General features: G+C 60.4%; 16 protein-coding genes. 7 read left to right on the top strand and 9 right to left on the bottom strand.

Going from position 1 to position 18,860, the window contains the following annotated elements; all coding sequences use genetic code 11:
* Positions 1-69 precede the first annotated feature (69 nt).
* The 8 genes from betA to proV all read right to left on the bottom strand — a co-directional run bounded on the left by betA (position 70) and on the right by proV (position 8,943).
* On the bottom strand, positions 70-1,758 hold the full coding sequence (gene betA / locus ACEPAJ_RS05350; RefSeq protein WP_425913964.1) for a choline dehydrogenase: 1,689 nt from the start codon (positions 1,756-1,758) through the stop codon (positions 70-72).
* Between the two features lie 200 nt (positions 1,759-1,958).
* Entirely contained in the window at positions 1,959-3,428 is a 1,470-nt protein-coding gene (betB, locus tag ACEPAJ_RS05355; protein WP_425913965.1) for a betaine-aldehyde dehydrogenase, read from the bottom strand.
* Positions 3,429-3,597: 169 nt separating this feature from the next.
* Positions 3,598-4,191, bottom strand: a complete 594-nt coding sequence (gene betI / locus ACEPAJ_RS05360; protein ID WP_425913967.1) for a transcriptional regulator BetI — start codon at positions 4,189-4,191, stop codon at positions 3,598-3,600.
* Positions 4,192-4,257: 66 nt separating this feature from the next.
* Positions 4,258-4,698, bottom strand: a complete 441-nt coding sequence (locus ACEPAJ_RS05365) for a YtoQ family protein (protein ID WP_425913968.1) — start codon at positions 4,696-4,698, stop codon at positions 4,258-4,260.
* Positions 4,699-4,934: 236 nt separating this feature from the next.
* Complete coding sequence (locus tag ACEPAJ_RS05370; RefSeq protein ID WP_425913970.1) at positions 4,935-5,792, bottom strand: glycine betaine ABC transporter substrate-binding protein; 858 nt, start codon at positions 5,790-5,792, stop codon at positions 4,935-4,937.
* Between the two features lie 97 nt (positions 5,793-5,889).
* The gene (locus ACEPAJ_RS05375) at positions 5,890-6,834 is read right to left on the bottom strand and encodes a choline ABC transporter substrate-binding protein (RefSeq protein ID WP_425913971.1); all 945 of its coding nucleotides are present in this window, start codon (positions 6,832-6,834) and stop codon (positions 5,890-5,892) included.
* A 29-nt stretch (positions 6,835-6,863) separates the two neighbouring features.
* Complete coding sequence (locus ACEPAJ_RS05380) at positions 6,864-7,745, bottom strand: ABC transporter permease (protein WP_425913973.1); 882 nt, start codon at positions 7,743-7,745, stop codon at positions 6,864-6,866.
* Positions 7,738-8,943, bottom strand: coding sequence for a glycine betaine/L-proline ABC transporter ATP-binding protein ProV (proV, locus tag ACEPAJ_RS05385; protein ID WP_425913974.1), 1,206 nt, complete (start codon positions 8,941-8,943; stop codon positions 7,738-7,740). Before proV ends, ACEPAJ_RS05380 begins: the two co-directional genes overlap by 8 nt.
* A gap of 1,103 nt (positions 8,944-10,046) precedes the next feature.
* Between proV and ACEPAJ_RS05390 the strand changes: the two genes are divergently transcribed.
* The 5 genes from ACEPAJ_RS05390 to ACEPAJ_RS05410 all read left to right on the top strand — a co-directional run bounded on the left by ACEPAJ_RS05390 (position 10,047) and on the right by ACEPAJ_RS05410 (position 16,381).
* Positions 10,047-11,273 (top strand): HD-GYP domain-containing protein, encoded by a 1,227-nt coding sequence (locus tag ACEPAJ_RS05390; RefSeq protein WP_425913975.1) that lies wholly within the window; start codon positions 10,047-10,049, stop codon positions 11,271-11,273.
* 1,486 nt (positions 11,274-12,759) lie between these two features.
* Complete coding sequence (locus tag ACEPAJ_RS05395; protein WP_425917951.1) at positions 12,760-13,467, top strand: methyl-accepting chemotaxis protein; 708 nt, start codon at positions 12,760-12,762, stop codon at positions 13,465-13,467.
* Between the two features lie 213 nt (positions 13,468-13,680).
* Positions 13,681-14,367, top strand: a complete 687-nt coding sequence (gene creB, locus ACEPAJ_RS05400) for a two-component system response regulator CreB (RefSeq protein ID WP_425913976.1) — start codon at positions 13,681-13,683, stop codon at positions 14,365-14,367.
* Positions 14,367-15,800 (top strand): two-component system sensor histidine kinase CreC, encoded by a 1,434-nt coding sequence (creC, locus tag ACEPAJ_RS05405; RefSeq protein ID WP_425913977.1) that lies wholly within the window; start codon positions 14,367-14,369, stop codon positions 15,798-15,800. The genes creB and creC overlap by 1 nt, the downstream gene beginning before the upstream one ends.
* Positions 15,801-15,946: 146 nt before the next feature.
* Complete coding sequence (locus tag ACEPAJ_RS05410; protein ID WP_425913979.1) at positions 15,947-16,381, top strand: CBS domain-containing protein; 435 nt, start codon at positions 15,947-15,949, stop codon at positions 16,379-16,381.
* A gap of 31 nt (positions 16,382-16,412) precedes the next feature.
* Here the strand turns inward: ACEPAJ_RS05410 and ACEPAJ_RS05415 are convergent, their stop codons facing one another.
* On the bottom strand, positions 16,413-16,760 hold the full coding sequence (locus ACEPAJ_RS05415) for a DUF2834 domain-containing protein (RefSeq protein ID WP_425913980.1): 348 nt from the start codon (positions 16,758-16,760) through the stop codon (positions 16,413-16,415).
* Positions 16,761-16,991: 231 nt separating this feature from the next.
* On the opposite strand from ACEPAJ_RS05415, the gene creD reads away from it, so the two are divergent.
* Together creD and ACEPAJ_RS05425 are read left to right on the top strand one after the other, a co-directional pair.
* Positions 16,992-18,341 (top strand): cell envelope integrity protein CreD, encoded by a 1,350-nt coding sequence (creD, locus tag ACEPAJ_RS05420; protein ID WP_425913982.1) that lies wholly within the window; start codon positions 16,992-16,994, stop codon positions 18,339-18,341.
* 49 nt (positions 18,342-18,390) lie between these two features.
* The gene (locus ACEPAJ_RS05425; RefSeq protein WP_425913984.1) at positions 18,391-18,693 is read left to right on the top strand and encodes a hypothetical protein; all 303 of its coding nucleotides are present in this window, start codon (positions 18,391-18,393) and stop codon (positions 18,691-18,693) included.
* The last annotated feature ends 167 nt before the right edge of the window (positions 18,694-18,860 follow it).

The following is an 18,860-nucleotide window of genomic DNA, read 5'->3' on the forward strand; positions in this document are numbered from 1 at the left end:
GAAATCCGGGGCTCGTCGACACCTGCAAAGCTGCTCCCGGATTGCATCCGGGCTACGGGCTAGCGCTATTTATGCGGAACGTTGCGCCGTGCCACGTGCGGCGGCGCTACCCGCCACGTAATAAGGCGCCGTGCTGCGCGGCAGCGGGCTGCGGCCACGGATTTTATCGGCGATCTTCTCGGCCATCATGATGGTCGGGGCATTCAGGTTGCCGGTGGTGATCAGCGGCATGATCGACGCATCCACTACGCGCAGGCCTTGCACACCATGCACCCGGCCCTGGCCATCAACCACAGCCATGGCGTCTTCACCCATCTTGCAGGAGCAGGATGGGTGGTAGGCGGTTTCCGCGTGTTCACGGATAAAGTCATCCAGTTGGGCGTCGGTTTGCACGTCCCGGCCTGGGCTGATCTCGCGGCCGCGGTAAGGGTCCAGCGCCGACTGCGCCATGATTTCGCGGGTGATGCGGATACCGTCGCGGAACTCGCGCCAGTCCTGTTCGCTGCTCATATAGTTGAAGAGGATGCTCGGGTGCTGGCGTGGGTCTTTGGATTTGACCTGGATACGCCCGCGGCTGGGCGAGCGCATGGAACCCATGTGCGCCTGGAAGCCGTGTTCCTTCACCGCGTTGCTGCCGTTGTAGTTAATCGCTACCGGCAGGAAGTGGTACTGGATGTTCGGCCACTCGAAATCTGCGCTGGAACGGATAAAGCCGCCGGCCTCGAATTGGTTACTGGCACCAATGCCTTTGCCTTGGAACAGCCACTGCGCGCCGATCATCGGCTGGTTCCACCATTGCAGCGCGGGGTACAGCGACACCGGCTCCTTGCAGGCGTACTGCAGGTACAGCTCCAGGTGGTCTTGCAGGTTTTCGCCAACGCCAGGCAGGTCATGCACCAGCGGGATGTTCAGCTCACGCAGTAGCGCCGCTGGGCCGACGCCGGAGCGTTGCAGCACCTGGGGTGAGGCGATGGCGCCGCTGCACAGCAGCACTTCGCGGCGTGCCTTGACGGTGGTGGGTGTGCTGCTGTCGCCGTGCAGGTAGTCGACGCCGATGGCGCGCTTAGCGTCGAACAGAATGCGGTCGGTCAGGGCGTGGGTGATGATGGTCAGGTTGGAGCGCTCACGGGCCTGATCGAGGTAGCCCCGCGCGGTGCTGGCGCGCCGGCCCTTGGGCGTGACGGTACGGTCCATCGGGCCGAAGCCTTCCTGCTGGTAACCGTTGAGGTCGTCGGTACGCGGGTAACCGGCTTGTACGCCGGCTTCGATCATGGCGTGGAACAGCGGATTGTTACCGTTCTTCGGCGTGGTCACGCTCACAGGGCCGTCGCCACCATGGTAGGCGTTGGCGCCGATGTCGCGGGTTTCCGCCTTACGAAAGTACGGCAGGCAATCCAGGTAACTCCAGTCTTCCAGCCCCTGCTCTTTGGCCCAGCCGTCGTAGTCGAGGGCGTTGCCGCGGATGTAGCACATGCCGTTGATCAAGGACGAGCCGCCCAGACCTTTGCCGCGCCCGCACTCCATGCGGCGGTTGTTCATGTGCGGCTCGGGGTCGGTCAGGTAAGCCCAGTTGTAACGCCGGCCCTGCAGCGGGAAGGCCAGGGCGGCGGGCATCTGCGTGCGGAAATCCAGGCGGTAATCGGGTCCGCCGGCTTCCAGCAACAGCACGCTGACGTCGGCGTCTTCAGTCAGGCGGGTGGCCAGTACGTTACCGGCCGAGCCGGCGCCGATGATGATGTAGTCGAATTCTTGGGACATGGACGTCACCTGTAATAGCGGGTCTGTGCAACCCGTAGGGTGGGTTAGGCGCAAGACCGGGCTTGGTTATGCATCCGATCTCGGTGCGCCGTAACCCACCGGGTCGATCGGATTGACGAGCGGGTGGGTTACGCGGCGTCTTGCTCTGCGGTGCGCATGAACGTGCTGCGCCGCGCCGCTAACCCACCCTACGATCTCGATCAGAACACTGAGGCGAAGTCGCCCAGTTCGAGCTGCACGGATTTCAGGCGGGTGTAGTGCTGCAGGGTGGTCAGGCCGTTTTCGCGGCCGACGCCGGACTGCTTGTAGCCGCCCACAGGCATTTGCGCGGCGGATTCGCCCCAGGTGTTGATCCAGCAAATCCCAGCTTCCAGCTGATGGATCAGGCGGTGCGCGCGGTTAACGTCGCACGTCACCACGCCGGCCGCCAGGCCGTAGTCGGTGGCGTTGGCGCGCTGGATCACTTCGTCTTCGCTGTCGTAGGCCAGCAGGCTCATCACTGGGCCGAAGATTTCTTCGCGGGTGATGCGCATGCTGTCGGTGCAGTCGGTGAACACTGTCGGCGCAACATAAGCGCCCTGGCCCAGTTCGCCGTCTTCCAGGCGTTGGCCGCCAATCAGCAGGCGGGCGCCTTCGGCACGGCCGCTGTCGATATAGCCCATGACTTTTTCCAGGTGGGCAAGGCTGACCAGTGGGCCGAAGTTGGTGGCTTCATCCTGCGGGTCGCCGATGCGGATGCGTTTGACCCGCTCAAGCAATTTGCTTTCGAAGCTGGCCAGCAGCGCGCGTGGCACAAACACCCGGGTGCCGTTGGTGCACACCTGGCCGCTGCTGTAGAAGTTGGCCATCATTGCAATGTCGGTCGCACGATCAAGGTCGGCGTCGGCGCAGATGATCAGGGGCGATTTGCCGCCCAGTTCCATGGTCACCTCTTTCAGTGACGAACTGGAGGCGCTGGCCATGACCTTTTTGCCGGTCACGGTGCCGCCGGTAAAGGAGACTTTCTCAATGCCTGGGTGCTCGGTGAGCCACTGGCCCACCTGGCCGTCGCCAGTCAGCACGTTGAAGACGCCATCCGGCACGCCGGCTTCGCTGTAAATCTCGGCCAGTTTGAGCGCCGACAGCGGTGTGACTTCGCTGGGTTTGAAGATCATCGCGTTACCGGCGGCCAGCGCTGGGGCGGATTTCCACAGGGCGATCTGGATCGGGTAATTCCATGCGCCGATGCCCGCGACCACACCCAGCGGCTCACGGCGGGTGTAGACAAAGCTGCTGTCGCGCAGCGGGATCTGTTCGCCTTCGATGGCCGGAACCAGACCGGCGTAGTACTCCAGTACGTCAGCGCCGGTGACGATATCGACGTAGCGGGTTTCCGATAGCGGTTTGCCGGTGTCGAGGGTTTCCAGCTCGGCCAGCTCATCGTTGCGTTCGCGCAGAATATCCACGGCCTTGCGCAGGATGCGTGAGCGCTGCATGGCGGTCATCGCGGCCCAGACTTTTTGCCCGGCGGCGGCGCTGGTTACGGCGCGCTCGACGTCGGCCTGGCTGGCTTGTTGCACCACGGCCAGTAGCTCGCCATTAGCCGGATTGAGGCTGTTGAAGGTTTGCTGGCTGCTGGCGGCGCTGTGTGCGCCATGGATGTAAAGGGGCTGTTCGGGGAAGCGCGGCATGATCGTTCCTCTCGTCGGTGAAGCGCGGACGTAGGAGCCGCCCGGCGCGGGGAATTAGTGGTTGAGCCTACGTTGTTTTTATTGATCGTTCAATCAATAAAAACCCTGGGGCAAGCCGCAGCCCTTGCCATTCGTGGCGTGCAGCGTTTTCGTAGGCCTTGTCTAAAGGTCAGGGCGTGTTGATGCCCAGTTGTAAATCCAGATAATCGCAGGCGATTTTGGCGGCTTGCTGGGTGTCGAAGGTTTCCCCGGTCAGGGCGCCGCGCAGCCACAAACCATCGATCAGGGCCGCCAGCCCTCGCGCCGCTTGGCGCGCCTCGGGAACTGGCAGCGTGCGGCGGAATTGGCTGCACAGGTTGGAATACAGGCGCTGGTCGTTGACCCGCTGCAAGCGGCGCAGGGAGGGTTGGTGCATGCTGCTGGCCCAGAATGCCAGCCAGGTTTTCATGGCCGGGCCGTTGACCTGGCTGCTGTCGAAGTTGCCTTCGATGATGGCGCGCAGGTGCGCCCGCGCGCTGTCTTTGGGCAGCGCGGCGCGGCGTTCGCGGACCGCCAGATTGAGCGCATGCATAAGGTGACGCATGGTCGCCTCAAGCAGGCCGTTCTTGTCCTTGAAGTAGTGGCTGATGATGCCGTTAGACACCCCGGCCAGGCGCGCGATGTAGGCAATGCTGGCGTCACCCAGGCCGACTTGGTCGACAGCTTGCAGGGTGGCCTTAATCAGTTGCGAGCGGCGGATGGGTTGCATGCCAACCTTGGGCATTGGGACTCCGTGTGCAGGTTGAGGGCAGTGTGGGCACCTGCAAGGGCTGTGCAGATGCCCAGGTGCTTACGCGTGCGTGACGTAACGCAGCAGTTCGACCACCTGCTCAGGGGTTTGCGCCCACGCCATGGCGGCGGCGTCGACTTCCTTCAGCGGGTGAATGATGTCGTCATTGTGCAGGGTGATATACGGCTTGCTCAGCGCCGCGCAGTAACCAGCGTCGAAGGCGGCGTTCCATTGCTTGTACTTATCACCGAAGCGGATCACCGCAATGTCGCACTGTTCAATCAGGTTTTTGGTGCGGATTGCGTTGACCTTGGAAGACTTGTGGTCACGCCAGAAGGGCTGGCTTTCGGCGCCCAGCACATCACCGGCCGCGTCGCTGCTTTCGTGGTCGGTGACGGCGGAAGTGAAGTGGATGTCGAGGCCAAGTTGTTGGGCCCCCGACATGATTTGCTGGCGCCAGTCGCTGTGAATTTCGCCGGAGAGATAGACAGTCCAGGTCATGTAAACCTCTTGAGTCGTTGGGTGAAGGATGGAGGCGTCACGGCCTAAACGGCCAGCCAGTTTGCCACGCTAGCGCGGCTTTTTCACTGCAGTGGGCCGAGCGTGGCGGGGCGAAGGCCGTCGCCATGCCATGACAATCCTGCGCCGCCAGGCAGCTAAGGTGCGGGCGGCCATCGACGAGTAGGCCTAAAAAAGGCGAGCCATTAGCTCGCCTTTTTTATATCAGCCGGGGCTGCTTACTTGAGCCACTCGGCGACGCGCTCTGGGTGCTTGGCAACCCAGTCTTTGGCCGCTGCAGCGGGCTTGGCACCGTCGCGTACGGCGAGCATGACCGAGCCAATCTCAGCGCTGTCCCAGTTGAACTTGTTGAGGAACGCTACGGCTTCCGGTGCTTTGTCCTTCACGGCTGGGTTGGCCATGGTGTCGACATGCTCGGCATCGCCATAGACATTCTTCGGGTCTTCGAGGAAGCGCAGGTCCCACTTGGCGAACATCCAATGCGGTACCCAGCCCGGTACGACAATGGCTTTTTGCGATTTCTCGGCGCGCGCCAAGGCGGAAGCCATGGCTGGGCCTGAGCTGCTCAGCAGCTTGAGGTCGAGCTTGTAGGCGTCAATAGCTTCTTCGGTGCGACGCATGATGCCTGCGCCGGCATCGATGCCCGTGATCTGGCCGTTAAAGTCGTCGGCGTAGGTGTTCAGGTCTTCGATGCTTTTAGCTTTGACGTAGTTCGGCACAACCAGGCCGATTTTTGCGCCGTTGTAGTTGGTACCGAGGCTTTCGACCTTGTCTTTGACCTTGGCGTAATACTCGCCGTGAGTGACCGGCAACCAGGCGCTGAGGGTCAGGTCGAGGTCGCCGCGGGCGAGGCCGTTCCACATGATTGCAGGTTCAACCGGCAGCAGTTTTACGTCGTAGCCCAGCTTGCTTTGCAGGATTTCTGCGGCCACATGGCTGGTTGCTACGCTGTCGTCCCAGCCATTTACGTAGCCGATCTTGAGGGTGACCGGGTCGGCCGCCATGGCGCTGGACATACCCAGCGCCAGGGTGGCAACGCCGAGTGCTTGCAGGCAACGAGTCTTGATTGTGCGCATACGAAGTGTGCTCCATATCAGGTAGCCGCTAAGTAACAGCGGTGAGGTTGGCGAACATATAGAAGTGTGGGCAGGCGCTGAGGCCTGCCCGGCGGGGTTAGAGCTTCAGGTACTGCTTAACAGCCGCGGCGCCGTCTTTGCCGTCGTACGTGGTCACGCCCTGCAGCCACTGGTCGAGCGCCTGTGGGTTGGCGCGGATCCAGTCTTTGGCGACCTTGGCTGGGTCTTCTTTCTGCAGCACCTTTTCCATCAGCTGACTTTCAATCTCGACGCTGAACTGCAGGTTGTTCAGCAGTTTGCCGACGTTGGCGCAGCGCGCCTCATAGTCTTTCGAGACGACGGTATAAACCTTGGCGGCGCCGTAATCGGGGCCGAATACGGCGTCACCGCCATCCAGATAGGTCAGGTCGTACTGAGTGTTCATCGGGTGCGGGGCCCAGCCGAGGAAGACCACCGGCTGCTGCTTCTTCACGGCGCGCTGCACCTGCACCAGCATGCCGGCTTCGCTGGACTCGACCATGCGGAAGTCGCCCAGCGCGTACTGGTTGTCCTCGATCATTTTCTCGATCAGCAGGTTGCCGTCATTGCCGGGCTCAATGCCATAGATCTTGCCGCCCAGCTGGTCCTTGAACTTGGCAATATCCTGGAAGCTCTTGAGGCCCGCTTCGGCGGCGTAAGTCGGCACCGCCAGGGTGTACTTGGCACCTTCAAGGTTGGCTTTGGGCAGCACTTTTACCCCGTCATCCTTGAGGAACGGCTCGATCACCGCGTCCATGGACGGTGCCCAGTAACCGAGAAAGACATCAATCTGGCCTTTCTTCACGCCGGTAAAGGCGATGGGCACCGAGGCCATGATTTTGCGCGGCTGGTAGCCCAGGCCTTCGGTCAGGGTCATGGCCACGCCGGTGGTGGCGGCAATGTCGGCCCAGCCGATTTCGGCGAAGCGCACTTGTTTGCAGCTTTCTGGCTCTTGGGCCCAGGCGGCTTGGGTCAGGGCGCAGCTGATAAGGGTGACTCCAGCAAGGTTTTTGATCGGGTTCATGGCTAATTCCTTGAGCAAAAAGTGGGGCGTTACGCGCGTTGCAGTTTGGCGTTGAGCCAGGCGAACACGCCGGGACGATTAGCGATTTGCGGGTTGCCGAAGCTTTCGGTGATGCGGTCGAGGATGATTGCCAGCAATACCACAGCCATGCCGCTTTCAAAGCCTAGGCCGATATCCAAGCGCTGGATGCTGGCCAGTACCTCGTTGCCCAAGCCGCCAGCACCGACCATTGAGGCGATGATCACCATCGACAGGGCCATCATGATGGTCTGGTTAACCCCCGCCATGATCGAAGGCATGGCGTTGGGCAGCTGCACCTTGAACAGTAGCTGGCGCCCGGTGCAGCCGAACGACTGGCCGGCTTCGACGATTTCCTTGTTGACCTGGCGGATGCCCAGGTTGGTCAGGCGTACCGCCGGTGGCATGGCAAAGATCACCGTGGCGATGATGCCGGGCACGCGGCCGAGACCGAACAGCATGGCCGCCGGGATCAGGTAAACGAACGCCGGCATGGTTTGCATGAAATCCAGCACCGGACGAATGGTGGTGGCCACCCGCTCACTGCTGGCAGCCCAGATGCCCAGTGGAATACCCAGCAGCAGGCTGATCAGGGTGGCGGAGAAGGTCAGGCCGAGGGTCACCACGGTCTGCTCCCAGAAGCCGGTCAGCACGATCAGCGCAAAGGAGACGGCAGTAAACACGGCGAACTTAACGCCGATGCGCCACAAGCCCAGCACGACGAAGAGGGTAATCAGCAGCCAGGCAGGCGGCCACATCAGCAGGTTTTCCAGGGCTTCGGAGAAGCCATTGACCACGCTGCCTATGCTGTCGAACGCGCCGCTGTAGTTATCCAGCAGGTATTCCACACCGTCGTTGACCCAGGTGCCCAGGTCGATTTTTTTCTCACTCATTGGATTCTCCCTGCATGCGGCTCAGAAGGCTGCCCTTACTAATCGAGCCACTGTATTGGCCGTCCTCGTCGACTACCGGCACTGGGCCGTCGGTTTCCACCACGCGGCCAATGATCTGCTCCAGCGACATGTCATGGGACAGCGGCTCGATCTGTTGCAGGGCGTCGCTCTCTAACGGTTGAACGGCATCGCCGTTGACCATCAGGGCGATTTTTTCCAGGCTGATGGAGCCTTGGAATTCGTTGTTCTCATTGACGATAAACGCGTAGTGCTGATCCTGGTCCTGCAGTTCCTGGCAGATCTGCGCGGCATCCGGCGCTTCGCCGTTGTGCACATACAGCGGCACCGTGTCGGTCATGATTTGCCCGGCGGTGAGGTAGCGGCTGGTGTCGACGGTGTCGAAGAAATTGCGCACGTAATCGTTGGCGGGGTTATCCACCAGCTCTTGTGGCGTGCCGACCTGCACCAGTTTGCCGCCTTCCATGATGCCGATGCGGGTGCCGATGCGCATGGCCTCCTCGATGTCGTGGGAGACGAAGATGATGGTGCGCTGGTGCTCTTTCTGCAGGTCCAGCAGCAGGTCCTGCATCTCGCGGCGCTTGAGTGGGTCGAGGGCGGAGAAGGCTTCGTCCATGATCATCATCGACGGGTCGACCGCCAAGGCGCGAGCCAGGCCGACGCGTTGCTGCATGCCGCCAGACAACTCGTGCGGATACTTGTCGGCGAAGCTGTCCAGGCCGACCTGGGTGAGCACCTCCATGGCTTTCTCTTCGCGCTCCTTGCGCGCCATGCCGGCCACTTCCAGGCCGAAGGCGGCGTTATCCAACACACTCAGCGAAGGCATCAAGGCGAAGGACTGGAAGACCATGCTCATGTCGCGGCGGCGCAATTCCACCAGCTCCGCTTGGGGCATCTTGGCGACGTTCTGACCGTCGATAAAGACGTTGCCAACGCTGGGTTCGACCAAGCGGTTGATCAGGCGAATCAAGGTTGATTTGCCGGAGCCGGAGAGGCCCATCAGCACAAAAATCTCACCTTCTTCGACGCTGAATGAAACGTCGCGAACGCCGATTACAGCGCCTTTTTCGGCGAGGATGCGCTCTTTATCCCAGCCCTGTTTGAGCAGGTCGATGGCGTCTTGTGGATTGTCGCCGAAGACCTTGTAGAGATTTTCGACAACTATTTTTCCAGATGGCATGCAGTGGGTGTCCCTTCAAGGGGCCTGCGTAGCTGCGCGGGGCAAATGCCAAGGCAATAACGGACAGCGCGCGCTGACAATGGCGAGCGTGGCAGGCTTGAGTGGGTGTAGGCAGGGAGGGATGACACGGCGGGGTGACGCGGGTGGCGTCGGGCATGGGGGCGGCCCCGCTCCAGGTACGCAATGACCGTGGGCGAAACGCGGGAGTGCTGTTGAGTAAACCGTTCTTTGCCGTATTGCAAACCGTGATCCATATCCTCTGCAGGTAAAACCGCCCGATGGTTCGGGCAAACACATCTCGTCACGAGGTGCGTTGTTAGTTCGAGCGTCAGCCAGGTCGTGTTCGCCATGGCGAACGGCTTCAGCGGGGCGTGACCTTCACCGGCAAATCGTTAACGATCAGCGGCGAAAATCGCGAGAGTGAGCGTGCTGAAGTGTGGCGGCCTAGCGACTGCCTATAAAAACCATAACAGATGTTTCGCTGCCTTGGGCAAGGCTGGAGGCCGCGCCAGCCGTGGCGCGTAGTCTTTGAATCGGCCGCAGGTAAGGTGGTTAGGGGGCTGCGCGGCAATCGCAAAAAGCTGTAATTTTTTTTGAACGAAGGCCTTTTTAAGTTGTTTTTGTTGTTTGACTGTTCAGTCTAAAACAAAAAAGTCGTTACTGGCGGCAGCCAAAAAGTGTGTGATCGGGCAATAAAAAACCAGCCGCAGGGTCGTGGTTGAGTCGCTCTGAATGAAGGCCGATTTGCTGCAGGCAGCGTGCGATTGAGTGCGGTGTTTTGCTCGGAATGAACTGAAATTATGCGTTTTTGCGCTCAAGGAAGGGCTTGGCGCTTTAGTAGGGCGCGCGCGAGTGCATCAAGGTGATGCTCGCAGCGTGAGGTTTTGGCGTAATTGTGCGTGAATGGGTCGTTATATTCGGCTAAAAGCACATAAAAGATATTGTGGTAGATGGCAGGTGGCAAGAAATCAGGCCGCCGTCGACAGGGGGCTTGTCCGCGACTGATGTCTTATTGCCATCGACTGCCTAAGGTCATACCAATACAGTCCTCGCGATCATCTACTCTGTTTATGCGGTATTGATTTTTTCACCTGAGGCAATCCATGTTGAAGCGCATTGCTGTAGCCGACGTGCGTATCGGTATGTATATCCATGAGTTTTGTGGCGCATGGATGGACCACCCATTTTGGAAATCCAAATTTTTGCTCAAATCGGAAAAAGACCTGCAGCGGATCAAGGTCAGTAGCATTGGCGAGTTGTGGATCGATGTCAGCAAGGGGCTGGATGTCGACGCCGGCGTCCCCAGCGTGAGCCCCGAAGAGGTGGAAGCCCAAGCCGAGGCGAAATTGCTAGCGGCCGTGCAGGCCCCCGTCGTCAGCCTGGCAATGTCGATGGAGGACGAGGTGCAGCGTGCGGTCAAACTCTGCGCCCGCTCCAAGGCAGCGGTTATTAGCATGTTTAGCGATGCGCGCATGGGTCAGGCGCTGCACTTTGGGCAGGCCGGCGAGTTGGTCGAGGAAATCTCCGAATCGGTCCTGCGTCACCCCAATGCGTTGATCAGCCTGGCGCGGCTGAAAAACGCCGATGAATACACCTATATGCACTCGGTGGCCGTTTGTGCACTGATGATCGCCCTGGCGCGCAATTTAGGCCTTAACGAAGGGCAGGTGCGTGAAGCAGGGCTTGCCGGCTTGTTGCATGACATCGGCAAAATGGCGATTCCCAATACCGTGCTGAATAAGCCGGGCAAGCTTACCGATGATGAATTTGCCACGGTGCGCGATCACCCCGAGGCCGGCTCGCGCATGCTGCTTGAGAGCAAGCAGGTTAGTGCGCTGGTGCTGGACGTGTGCCTGCACCACCACGAGAAAATGGACGGTAGCGGCTATCCGCATCGTCTGGTCGGTGAGCAAATCAGTCTGTATGCGCGCATGGGCGCCGTGTGCGATGTCTATGACGCCATCACCTCCAATCGGCCCTATAAGCAAGGCTGGGACCCGGCTGAATCAATCCGCAAAATGGCCGAGTGGAAAGGCCACTTTGACCCTGTGGTGTTTCAGGCGTTTGTCAAAACCGTGGGCATCTACCCGGTGGGCTCGCTGGTGCGCCTGGAAAGCGGGCGCATTGGTGTGGTCATTGAGCAGCAGGCTAAATCCCTGCTCGCACCCAAGGTCAAAGTGTTCTTTTCGGCTAAAGCAAAAATCCCGATTCCCCAGGAAGTTCTCGACCTGAGCAAGTTGAGCGGGCGCGACAAGATCGTCGGTCGTGAGACCGCTGAAACGTGGGGTTTTCGCCATGTCGACGAGCTCTGGAGCGGTATTGCCAATTAACCGCGTTCGCCGAGTCGGCGGCCTGCCGTGCTCGCGCCATGCGCCACTCACCGTTGCTCATGTCCATCAACACCGGCAGATGCGCTGCTTGGGCGTGCTTCTTGCTTGAGGTTTTGCTTTGGCGCGCCCTTGTAGTTGGCGCGCTTCACAGGTTGAGGTGTGTATGACTGGAGTACTCAAACCGGGCGTGCGGCTGCTGGAACGTTTCAGCTTCGCGCGTAAATTTCAGCTGGTGTTTGTGTTGTTTGCTCTGCCGTTGGGGTTTTCACTGTGGGTCATCATTAGCAATAACCTGGATCGGCTCAACGCCATTGACCATGAGCTCGAAGGCAGCAGCGCCCTGCAGGTCATGGCCGGCGTACAACACGCATTGATTCAGCAGCGCACCTTGCTGTCGCGCTGGAAGGGTACCGAGAAAGCCGCCGAAGCTTTGTTGCGTGAGCGTGAGGCGGACCTAGGGTCTGCCTTGCAGGCCCTGGAGCAACCACTCCAATCAGCGCTACTGAGTGACCAGGCTCGCCAGCATTTGCAGACCCTCAACGCCGGGATGGCTGATTTGAGCCTTGATGTGCTGGGTAAAGTAGCCCTGCCGGATGCCCTCGAGCGTTACCAAAAGAACCTGTTGGGCCTGCTTGCCCTGCGCGAGCAGGTGGCCACCGACAGTGGCTTGATCCTCGACCCGCAGCTCGACACCTACCTGATGATGGAGCAGCTGACCTACACCCTGCCGCGTCTGCTCGAACAGCTGGGCAGTTTTGCCAGCCAGGGTTATGGCGCGGTGGTGTCGCAGCATTTCACCCTGCAGAGCCGCGTACTGATCCGTGACCTGCGGCGCAGCCTGGATGAGTCGCGCAGTCAGTTGCTCAAGGCGCAATCGACCCTTGGCCTCGAAGCGCCGCGCGCAATGCAGCAGCTGCAAGGCCCTTATGATGAAGCGTTGCAGGGGTATGAGGCCTTCCTCGCGGGTATCGACCGCGACATGTTTGAAGCCAGCCCGATGGCCCTGACCCCAGAGCAGTTCGTGCAGCGCATCGAAACCCTGCAGGGTCAGCTGCTTGGTTTGCAGGCCGCGTTGTACCAGCAGTTTGCTGGCAGCCTCGGCTATTATCGGCAGAAGGCTCAGGTCGCCATGCTTGAGGTCGTCGGTGTATTCAGCCTGCTGAGTGTGCTGGCGCTGTATGTGTTGTTCTGCCTGAATGCCTCTATCCGTCGCAGCACGGCCAGCATCATCCAGGCCGCTGAGGGGCTGCGCGACGGTGATCTACGTGTGCGCATGCAGGTGCATGGCGCGGACGATCTGGCCAGCATCGCCATGGCCCTGAATGCCGCCGTTGAGCAGTTACGTGGCTCCATGCAGGGGGTTAACCAGCAGAGCCAACAGTTAGGCGGTACGGTGCAGGCGCTTAATGGCGAAGCGCGCAATGCGTTGGCGTCGGTCGAGCAACAACAGGCGCAAATGAGCCAGATTGCCGCCGCCGCTACGCAAATGGCCGCCACCGCACAAAGCGTGGCGCAAAGTTGCGAGCAAGCTGCGGTGGAGGCCAATCAAACCCGTGAGATCGCCAGCCAAAGTAACCAGCGCAGCAACCGCACCAGCCAGAGCATGCGCCAGCTCAGCAGCCGTCTGGGCGACAGCGCCACCACCTTGCAGCAACTGCGCACGCAAACCGAACAGATCACCCGCGTGGTGGATGTGATCAAGGGCATTGCCGAGCAAACCAATCTGCTGGCGCTAAACGCGGCCATCGAAGCCGCGCGGGCCGGTGAGCAGGGGCGCGGTTTTGCGGTGGTCGCTGATGAAGTGCGTTCGCTGTCGCAACGCACGCAAAACTCCACCGCGGAAATTGCCGAAACGGTAGCCAACCTGCACCGCGTGGTCGGCCAGTCGGTTACCCAGATGGAGGAAGCTGTGCGTCAGGCCGAGGGGGATGTGGGCAGCGTGCTGGCCATGGGCGAAGACCTGAACGCCATTGTCGAGTCGGTGCAGTTGGTGACCGACCGGCTGGCACAAATCGCCACGGCTGCCGAGCAGCAGGCGGCTACGGCCGATGAGGTCAGCGGTAATATTCAGCAGGTCGATCAGGCCGCCAGTGCCTTGCTTGAAGGTGCGCAAGCGGTGAGTCACGCGGCCGAAGAGCTGCGCCAGGGGAGTCAGGTGCTGGCGCAGAACACCGCGCGCTTCAAGCTCGATTGAGGATCTGTCTGCGATCTGCTGCGCGTCGGCCCTGCTGCGTTAAAAACAGACTCTAGCTCGCGAGATCTTTAATAGGTGCTTAGGCTGCGGCCTATTTATAGGAGCAGGTGTAGGGTGGACAACGCGCAGCTTTTCCACCGGCTCCGCGCCCGACCTTGACGCTATCGGCTGGCTGTCGCAGGCTCCTCGCCGAGTTGCCACGAGCAGGACGCCATGCCGCACATTCTGATTGTCGAAGACGAAGCCGCGATCGCCGACACCTTGATCTTCGCTCTGCAGAGCGAAGGTTTTACCACCACCTGGTTAAGCCTGGCCGAGCACGCCCTGGCCGAACAGCAGCGCAATCCGGCGGATCTGTTGATTCTCGATGTTGGCCTGCCGGATATCAGCGGCTTTGAGGCCTGCAAGCGCCTGCGGCGTTTCTCCGAGGTGCCGGTGATTTTTCTCACGGCGCGCAGTGAGGAGATCGACCGTGTGGTGGGCCTGGAAATCGGGGCCGACGATTACGTGGTCAAACCGTTTAGCCCGCGGGAAGTGGCGGCGCGGGTCAAAGCCATCCTCAAGCGTATGGTTCCGCGTGAAGTGCCCGCAGCGAGCCCGGTCGACGGGCCGTTCCAGCTCGACAGCGGGCGGGTGCAGATCCACTACCACCGTCAGTTACTCAGCCTGACTCGTCACGAGTTCCGCTTACTGCAAAGCCTGCTGGCGCAACCCGAACGGGTGTTCTCCCGTGAGCAACTGCTCGATGGTCTGGGTGTCGCCGCCGATGCCGGCTACGAGCGCAGTATCGACAGCCATATCAAAAGCCTGCGCGCCAAGCTGCGCCAGGTGAGCGCCGCGGCGGAGCCAATCCAAACTCATCGCGGCCTGGGTTACAGCTACTCGCCGAGGCACGCCTGATGCCCTTAGGGATCCGCATCTTTCTGGTGTATTTCCTGTTTGTCGGCCTGGCCGGCTGGTTTGTCCTGAGCACGGTGATGGACGAAATCCGCCCCGGCGTGCGTCAGTCCACCGAGGAGACCCTGGTCGATACCGCCAACCTGCTGGCGGAGATTTTGCGCGATGAGGTCAAGGCCGGCCGCCTGCAACAGAGCCGTTTACCGCAGGTGTTACAGGCCTACGGTCAGCGCCAGCCGCGCGCGCAGATCTGGGGCGTAGAGAAAACCCAGGTCAATCACCGCATCTATGTCACCGATGCCAAGGGCGTTGTGTTGCTCGACTCATCGGGTGCAGCGGTGGGCCAGGATTACTCACGCTGGAACGATGTGCTGCTGACTCTGCGCGGCGAATACGGCGCGCGTTCGACCAAGGAAGACCCGAACGACCCGGAGTCCTCGGTGATGTACGTGGCCGCACCGATCATGGATGGCGCGCAGATTATCGGCGTGGTCTCGGTGGCCAAACCCAATCGCACCCTGCAGCCATATATCGAACGTTCCGAGCAGCGCCTAGCCTGGCTCGGCGGCGGGCTGATCGTGCTCGGTTTATTGATTGGTGCGTTGCTGTCCTGGTGGCTCAGCGCCGCGCTGCGCAAGCTCACCCGCTACGCCCAGGCGGTCAGTGCGGGGCAGCGTGCCGAGTTACCCAGCGTGCGCGGTGGCGAGCTGGCGCAACTGGCCGAGGCTATCGAGCACATGCGCACCGAGCTGGAAGGCAAGGCCTATGTCGAGCGCTATGTGCACACGCTGACCCACGAACTGAAAAGCCCGCTGGCGGCGATTCGCGGCGCGGCGGAATTACTCGACGGCGAAATGCCGGCTGCACAACGCCAGCGCTTCGTGGCCAATATCGAGCAGGAGAGTGCGCGTATGCAGCAACTGATTGAGCGCCTGCTGCACCTGGCCCAGGTCGAGCAAAGGCAAGGCTTGGAAGAGCAGGTGGACGTGCCGCTGCGGTCACTGATCGACGCGTTATTGCAGGCGCAGATGGCGCGCATTGAGGCCGGCGGATTACAAATTGAGAACCTGATTGAGCCCGCGCTCAGTGTTTGCGGTGAGGCGTTTCTGCTGCGTCAGGCGTTGGCTAATCTGCTCGATAACGCCCTGGACTTCACGCCCCCTGGTGGCCTGATCCGCTTTAATGCGCAGGCGCGTGGAGAGCAGATTGAAATGCGCCTATTCAACCAGGGCGAGCCCATCCCCGACTACGCCATGGCGCGCCTGAGCGAACGTTTCTACTCACTGCCGCGCCCCAATAACGGGCGCAAGAGCACCGGCCTGGGGCTGAACTTTGTGGAGGAGGTGATGCAACTGCATGGCGGCGCATTGCAGATTTGCAATGCCCAAGGCGGCGTCGAGGTGTGTGTGCGATTACCGCGTTTCGTGGGTGACTGAGCGGTTCGCCTGGCGCTGTCTTTGCAGGTTGCCAATGGTTGCGTTGAGTTCGGGCAGATGCTCTGATCAAGTCGTTGGGTTGGCGACGAGTGCCAGTCCGCGCACTATCCATAATGTCTAAGAAGAAACTGAGCAGGAGCCACTGCATGATCACAGTCGCCGAGATACTCCGTGCCAAGCCGCAGGCCGCGGTTTATAGCGTCACCCCGACCACTTCGGTACTCGAAGCGATCAAACTGATGGCCGAAAAAGGCATCGGTGCGCTGGTGGTGTTGGACAAGGGCCGCCTGGCCGGCATCGTCAGCGAGCGTGACTACGCGCGTAAAGTCGTGCTGTTGGAGCGCTCTGCGGCCGACATTTCGATCAGCGAAATTATGACAGCAGATGTCTTAACGGTTAGCCCGCGCGACACTTCGCAGCATTGCATGCAGCTTATGACCGACCGCCATTTACGCCACTTGCCGGTATTGGCTGAAGGCGAACTCATCGGCCTGTTGTCGATTGGTGACTTGGTCAAAACCACCATCGCCGAACAAGCCAGCCTGATTCAGCAGCTGGAACAATATATTCGCGGCGAGTAAGCCCGGTCCGACGCTGAGCAGGTGTGGTTGTTTATTGGGTGACCTTCGCTGAGGTCACCGCTTGAACAACCGGCTTATCCCCTTGCAAAGCCCTGAGCACCAGATAGAGCAGTGGGCCGACAGAGACAAACAGTGCAGTCAGGGCAAAGAATGGCAGCAGGTAGGCCAGTGATTTGCCCCGTGCACGGCCGTCGCGGTACATCCAAACGCAGGCCAGCGCCGCGAGTATGTAAAGGTCGATGACTATCTGGGCCGTGTCAGGGCTGGACATCAACTGCATACCGAACTGCAGCAGCGACTGCTGCGCATGCAGCATCACATAGAGGGTGTAGGCGCTGAACGTCAGGAGGGTGATCAGCGGTAGCGCGAGCTTTTTCATAGGCTGTCCTTGGCTTAGGTGCTGATGGCTGCATCAGTGTTAATCGATAAAGCGCGGCTTGCCGCCACCGCCAACCGTCATCCCTAATGGGCAATCAGTGGCACGCTACGTACATACCGCAGCGCTGTCTATTCGCCGTGCATCTCCACACACTCTCCATCTGTCCTCCATACAGCCACCATGCATGTTGCCCAGACTCCGTCTACCTAAACCGTATCGGAGAGTTGCACCATGAACCGCATTCTGGGTTTCAAGCTGGGCGCTATCGCCTTATTGATCGTGTTGTTGCTGATACCGTTGCTGATGATCGGCGGGCTAGTGGGCGAGCGGCAGCACCAGCGTGCTCAGGTACTGCAGGATATCGCCCGCAGCTCCAGTTATCGGCAACAGCTCACCGGGCCAATTCTGGTCATGCCTTACACCAAGGTGTGGAATCAGTGGAAAACTCACGCCAAGACCGGCGAGCGTTACTTAGAAGAGCAGAAGAGTCGAGGCCGCTTGTACTTCCTGCCGGAGCGTTTTGTGCTCAACGGTACGGTCAGCACTGAAGAGCGTGCGCGTGGCATCTACAAGGCTTTGCTGTACCGCAGCGACAACCAGATCAGTGGCGCCTTCAAGCTGCCGGTTCGGCTTGGGTTGGGGGATGATCTGGCGCTGTACCAGTTCGACCGGCCCTTCCTCTCTGTCGGCATCAGCGACATTCGCGGCATCAGCAATGACCTGCAATTGCGTTTCAACGGCACAAACCTGAGCTTTGCCCCTGGCAGTGCCGATGAGCGTTTCGGTGCCGGTGTGCATGCACCGTTGCCGGCGCTGAATACCCAAGGCGGGCAAAGCCTGGAGTTTGCCTTTGACCTGAAACTGCAGGGCACCGAGCAACTGAGCATCACCCCGGTGGGCCGTGATAGCCGGGTTAAATTGACATCGAGTTGGCCGCATCCGAGCTTTATCGGTGAATACCTGCCGAGCAGCCGAGAAATCACAGCCAAGGGTTTCCAGGCGCAGTGGCAGACCAGTTTCTTCGCCACCAACCTGGAAGAAGCGTTGGCCAATTGTGTGCGGGGTGACAGCTGCAAGGCGCTGACCACTCGCCACTTTGGCGTGAGCTTTGTCGACCCGGTGGACCAGTACCTGAAAACCGAACGGGCGATCAAATACGCGCTGTTGTTTATCGGCCTGACCTTCGCCGTGTTCTTCCTCTTTGAAGTGCTCAAACGCATGGCCGTGCACCCAGTGCAATACGCCCTGGTGGGCATGTCCCTGGCGCTGTTTTACCTGCTGTTGTTGTCGCTGTCCGAGCACCTGAGTTTTGCCTTGGCCTATGGCATTGCCGCGACGGCCTGTGTGCTGTTGATTGGCTTCTACGTCAGCTACGTGTTGCACAGCGCCCTGCGCGGCGCGGGTTTCGGCGCGCTGTTGGCGCTGCTCTACGGCATGTTGTTCGGTCTGCTCGGGGCTGAGGGTTACGCCCTGCTGATGGGCTCGGTCCTGGTGTTTGCTGTGCTGACCGGGGTGATGGTGCTGACGCGCAAACTCGACTGGTATGGCGTGGGTAAAGCCAGTCCGGCTAGCAGCCTTTGATTAGCCAGGGCGCCGCTCAGGCTGCGCCCGTCTTGGAGAGGCAAACACAATGCGTTTATTCATTCAGTTTTCCGCCTGTTTCGCCTTGGGCCTGGCGGTGGCCATAGCAGTGCTATTGGGTTTGATGTTCTGTGGCCAGTTTGACCTGATCAAAGGCCTGCAGCTAACCGGTCAGCCGCTGGCGCAGTTGAGTCTGCTGCTGTTGCCGGAGGCGTTCTGGGAGGGCCTAACCGGGCTGGTCAACGCCGCTCAGAGTCGTGCCGTGCAATCGTTTTTGAGTTTGTGTACGGCGCTGGGGCAGGTCGCACTGCTGCTGGCTATTGGCTTTTTTCGCCTGTGGTATGCACGGTGAGCGGCTATGTTGGGCTGCGTGAGGACGCGCGGCTTGGTGCGCAGTTGGCCGTGCAGATTGCTCGGTTGTTTCCGCGCCCGAGTGCGCGCGCTTGGCAGGCTCGTCCCTATCAGCCGATAGCGCCTGTGCAGCGGCCAAGCGATAAGCCGGATGGCCGCTGAAACGAG

Origin of the sequence: Pseudomonas sp. GWSMS-1 (genome assembly GCF_049847425.1) — a bacterium.
GTDB lineage: Bacteria > Pseudomonadota > Gammaproteobacteria > Pseudomonadales > Pseudomonadaceae > Aquipseudomonas.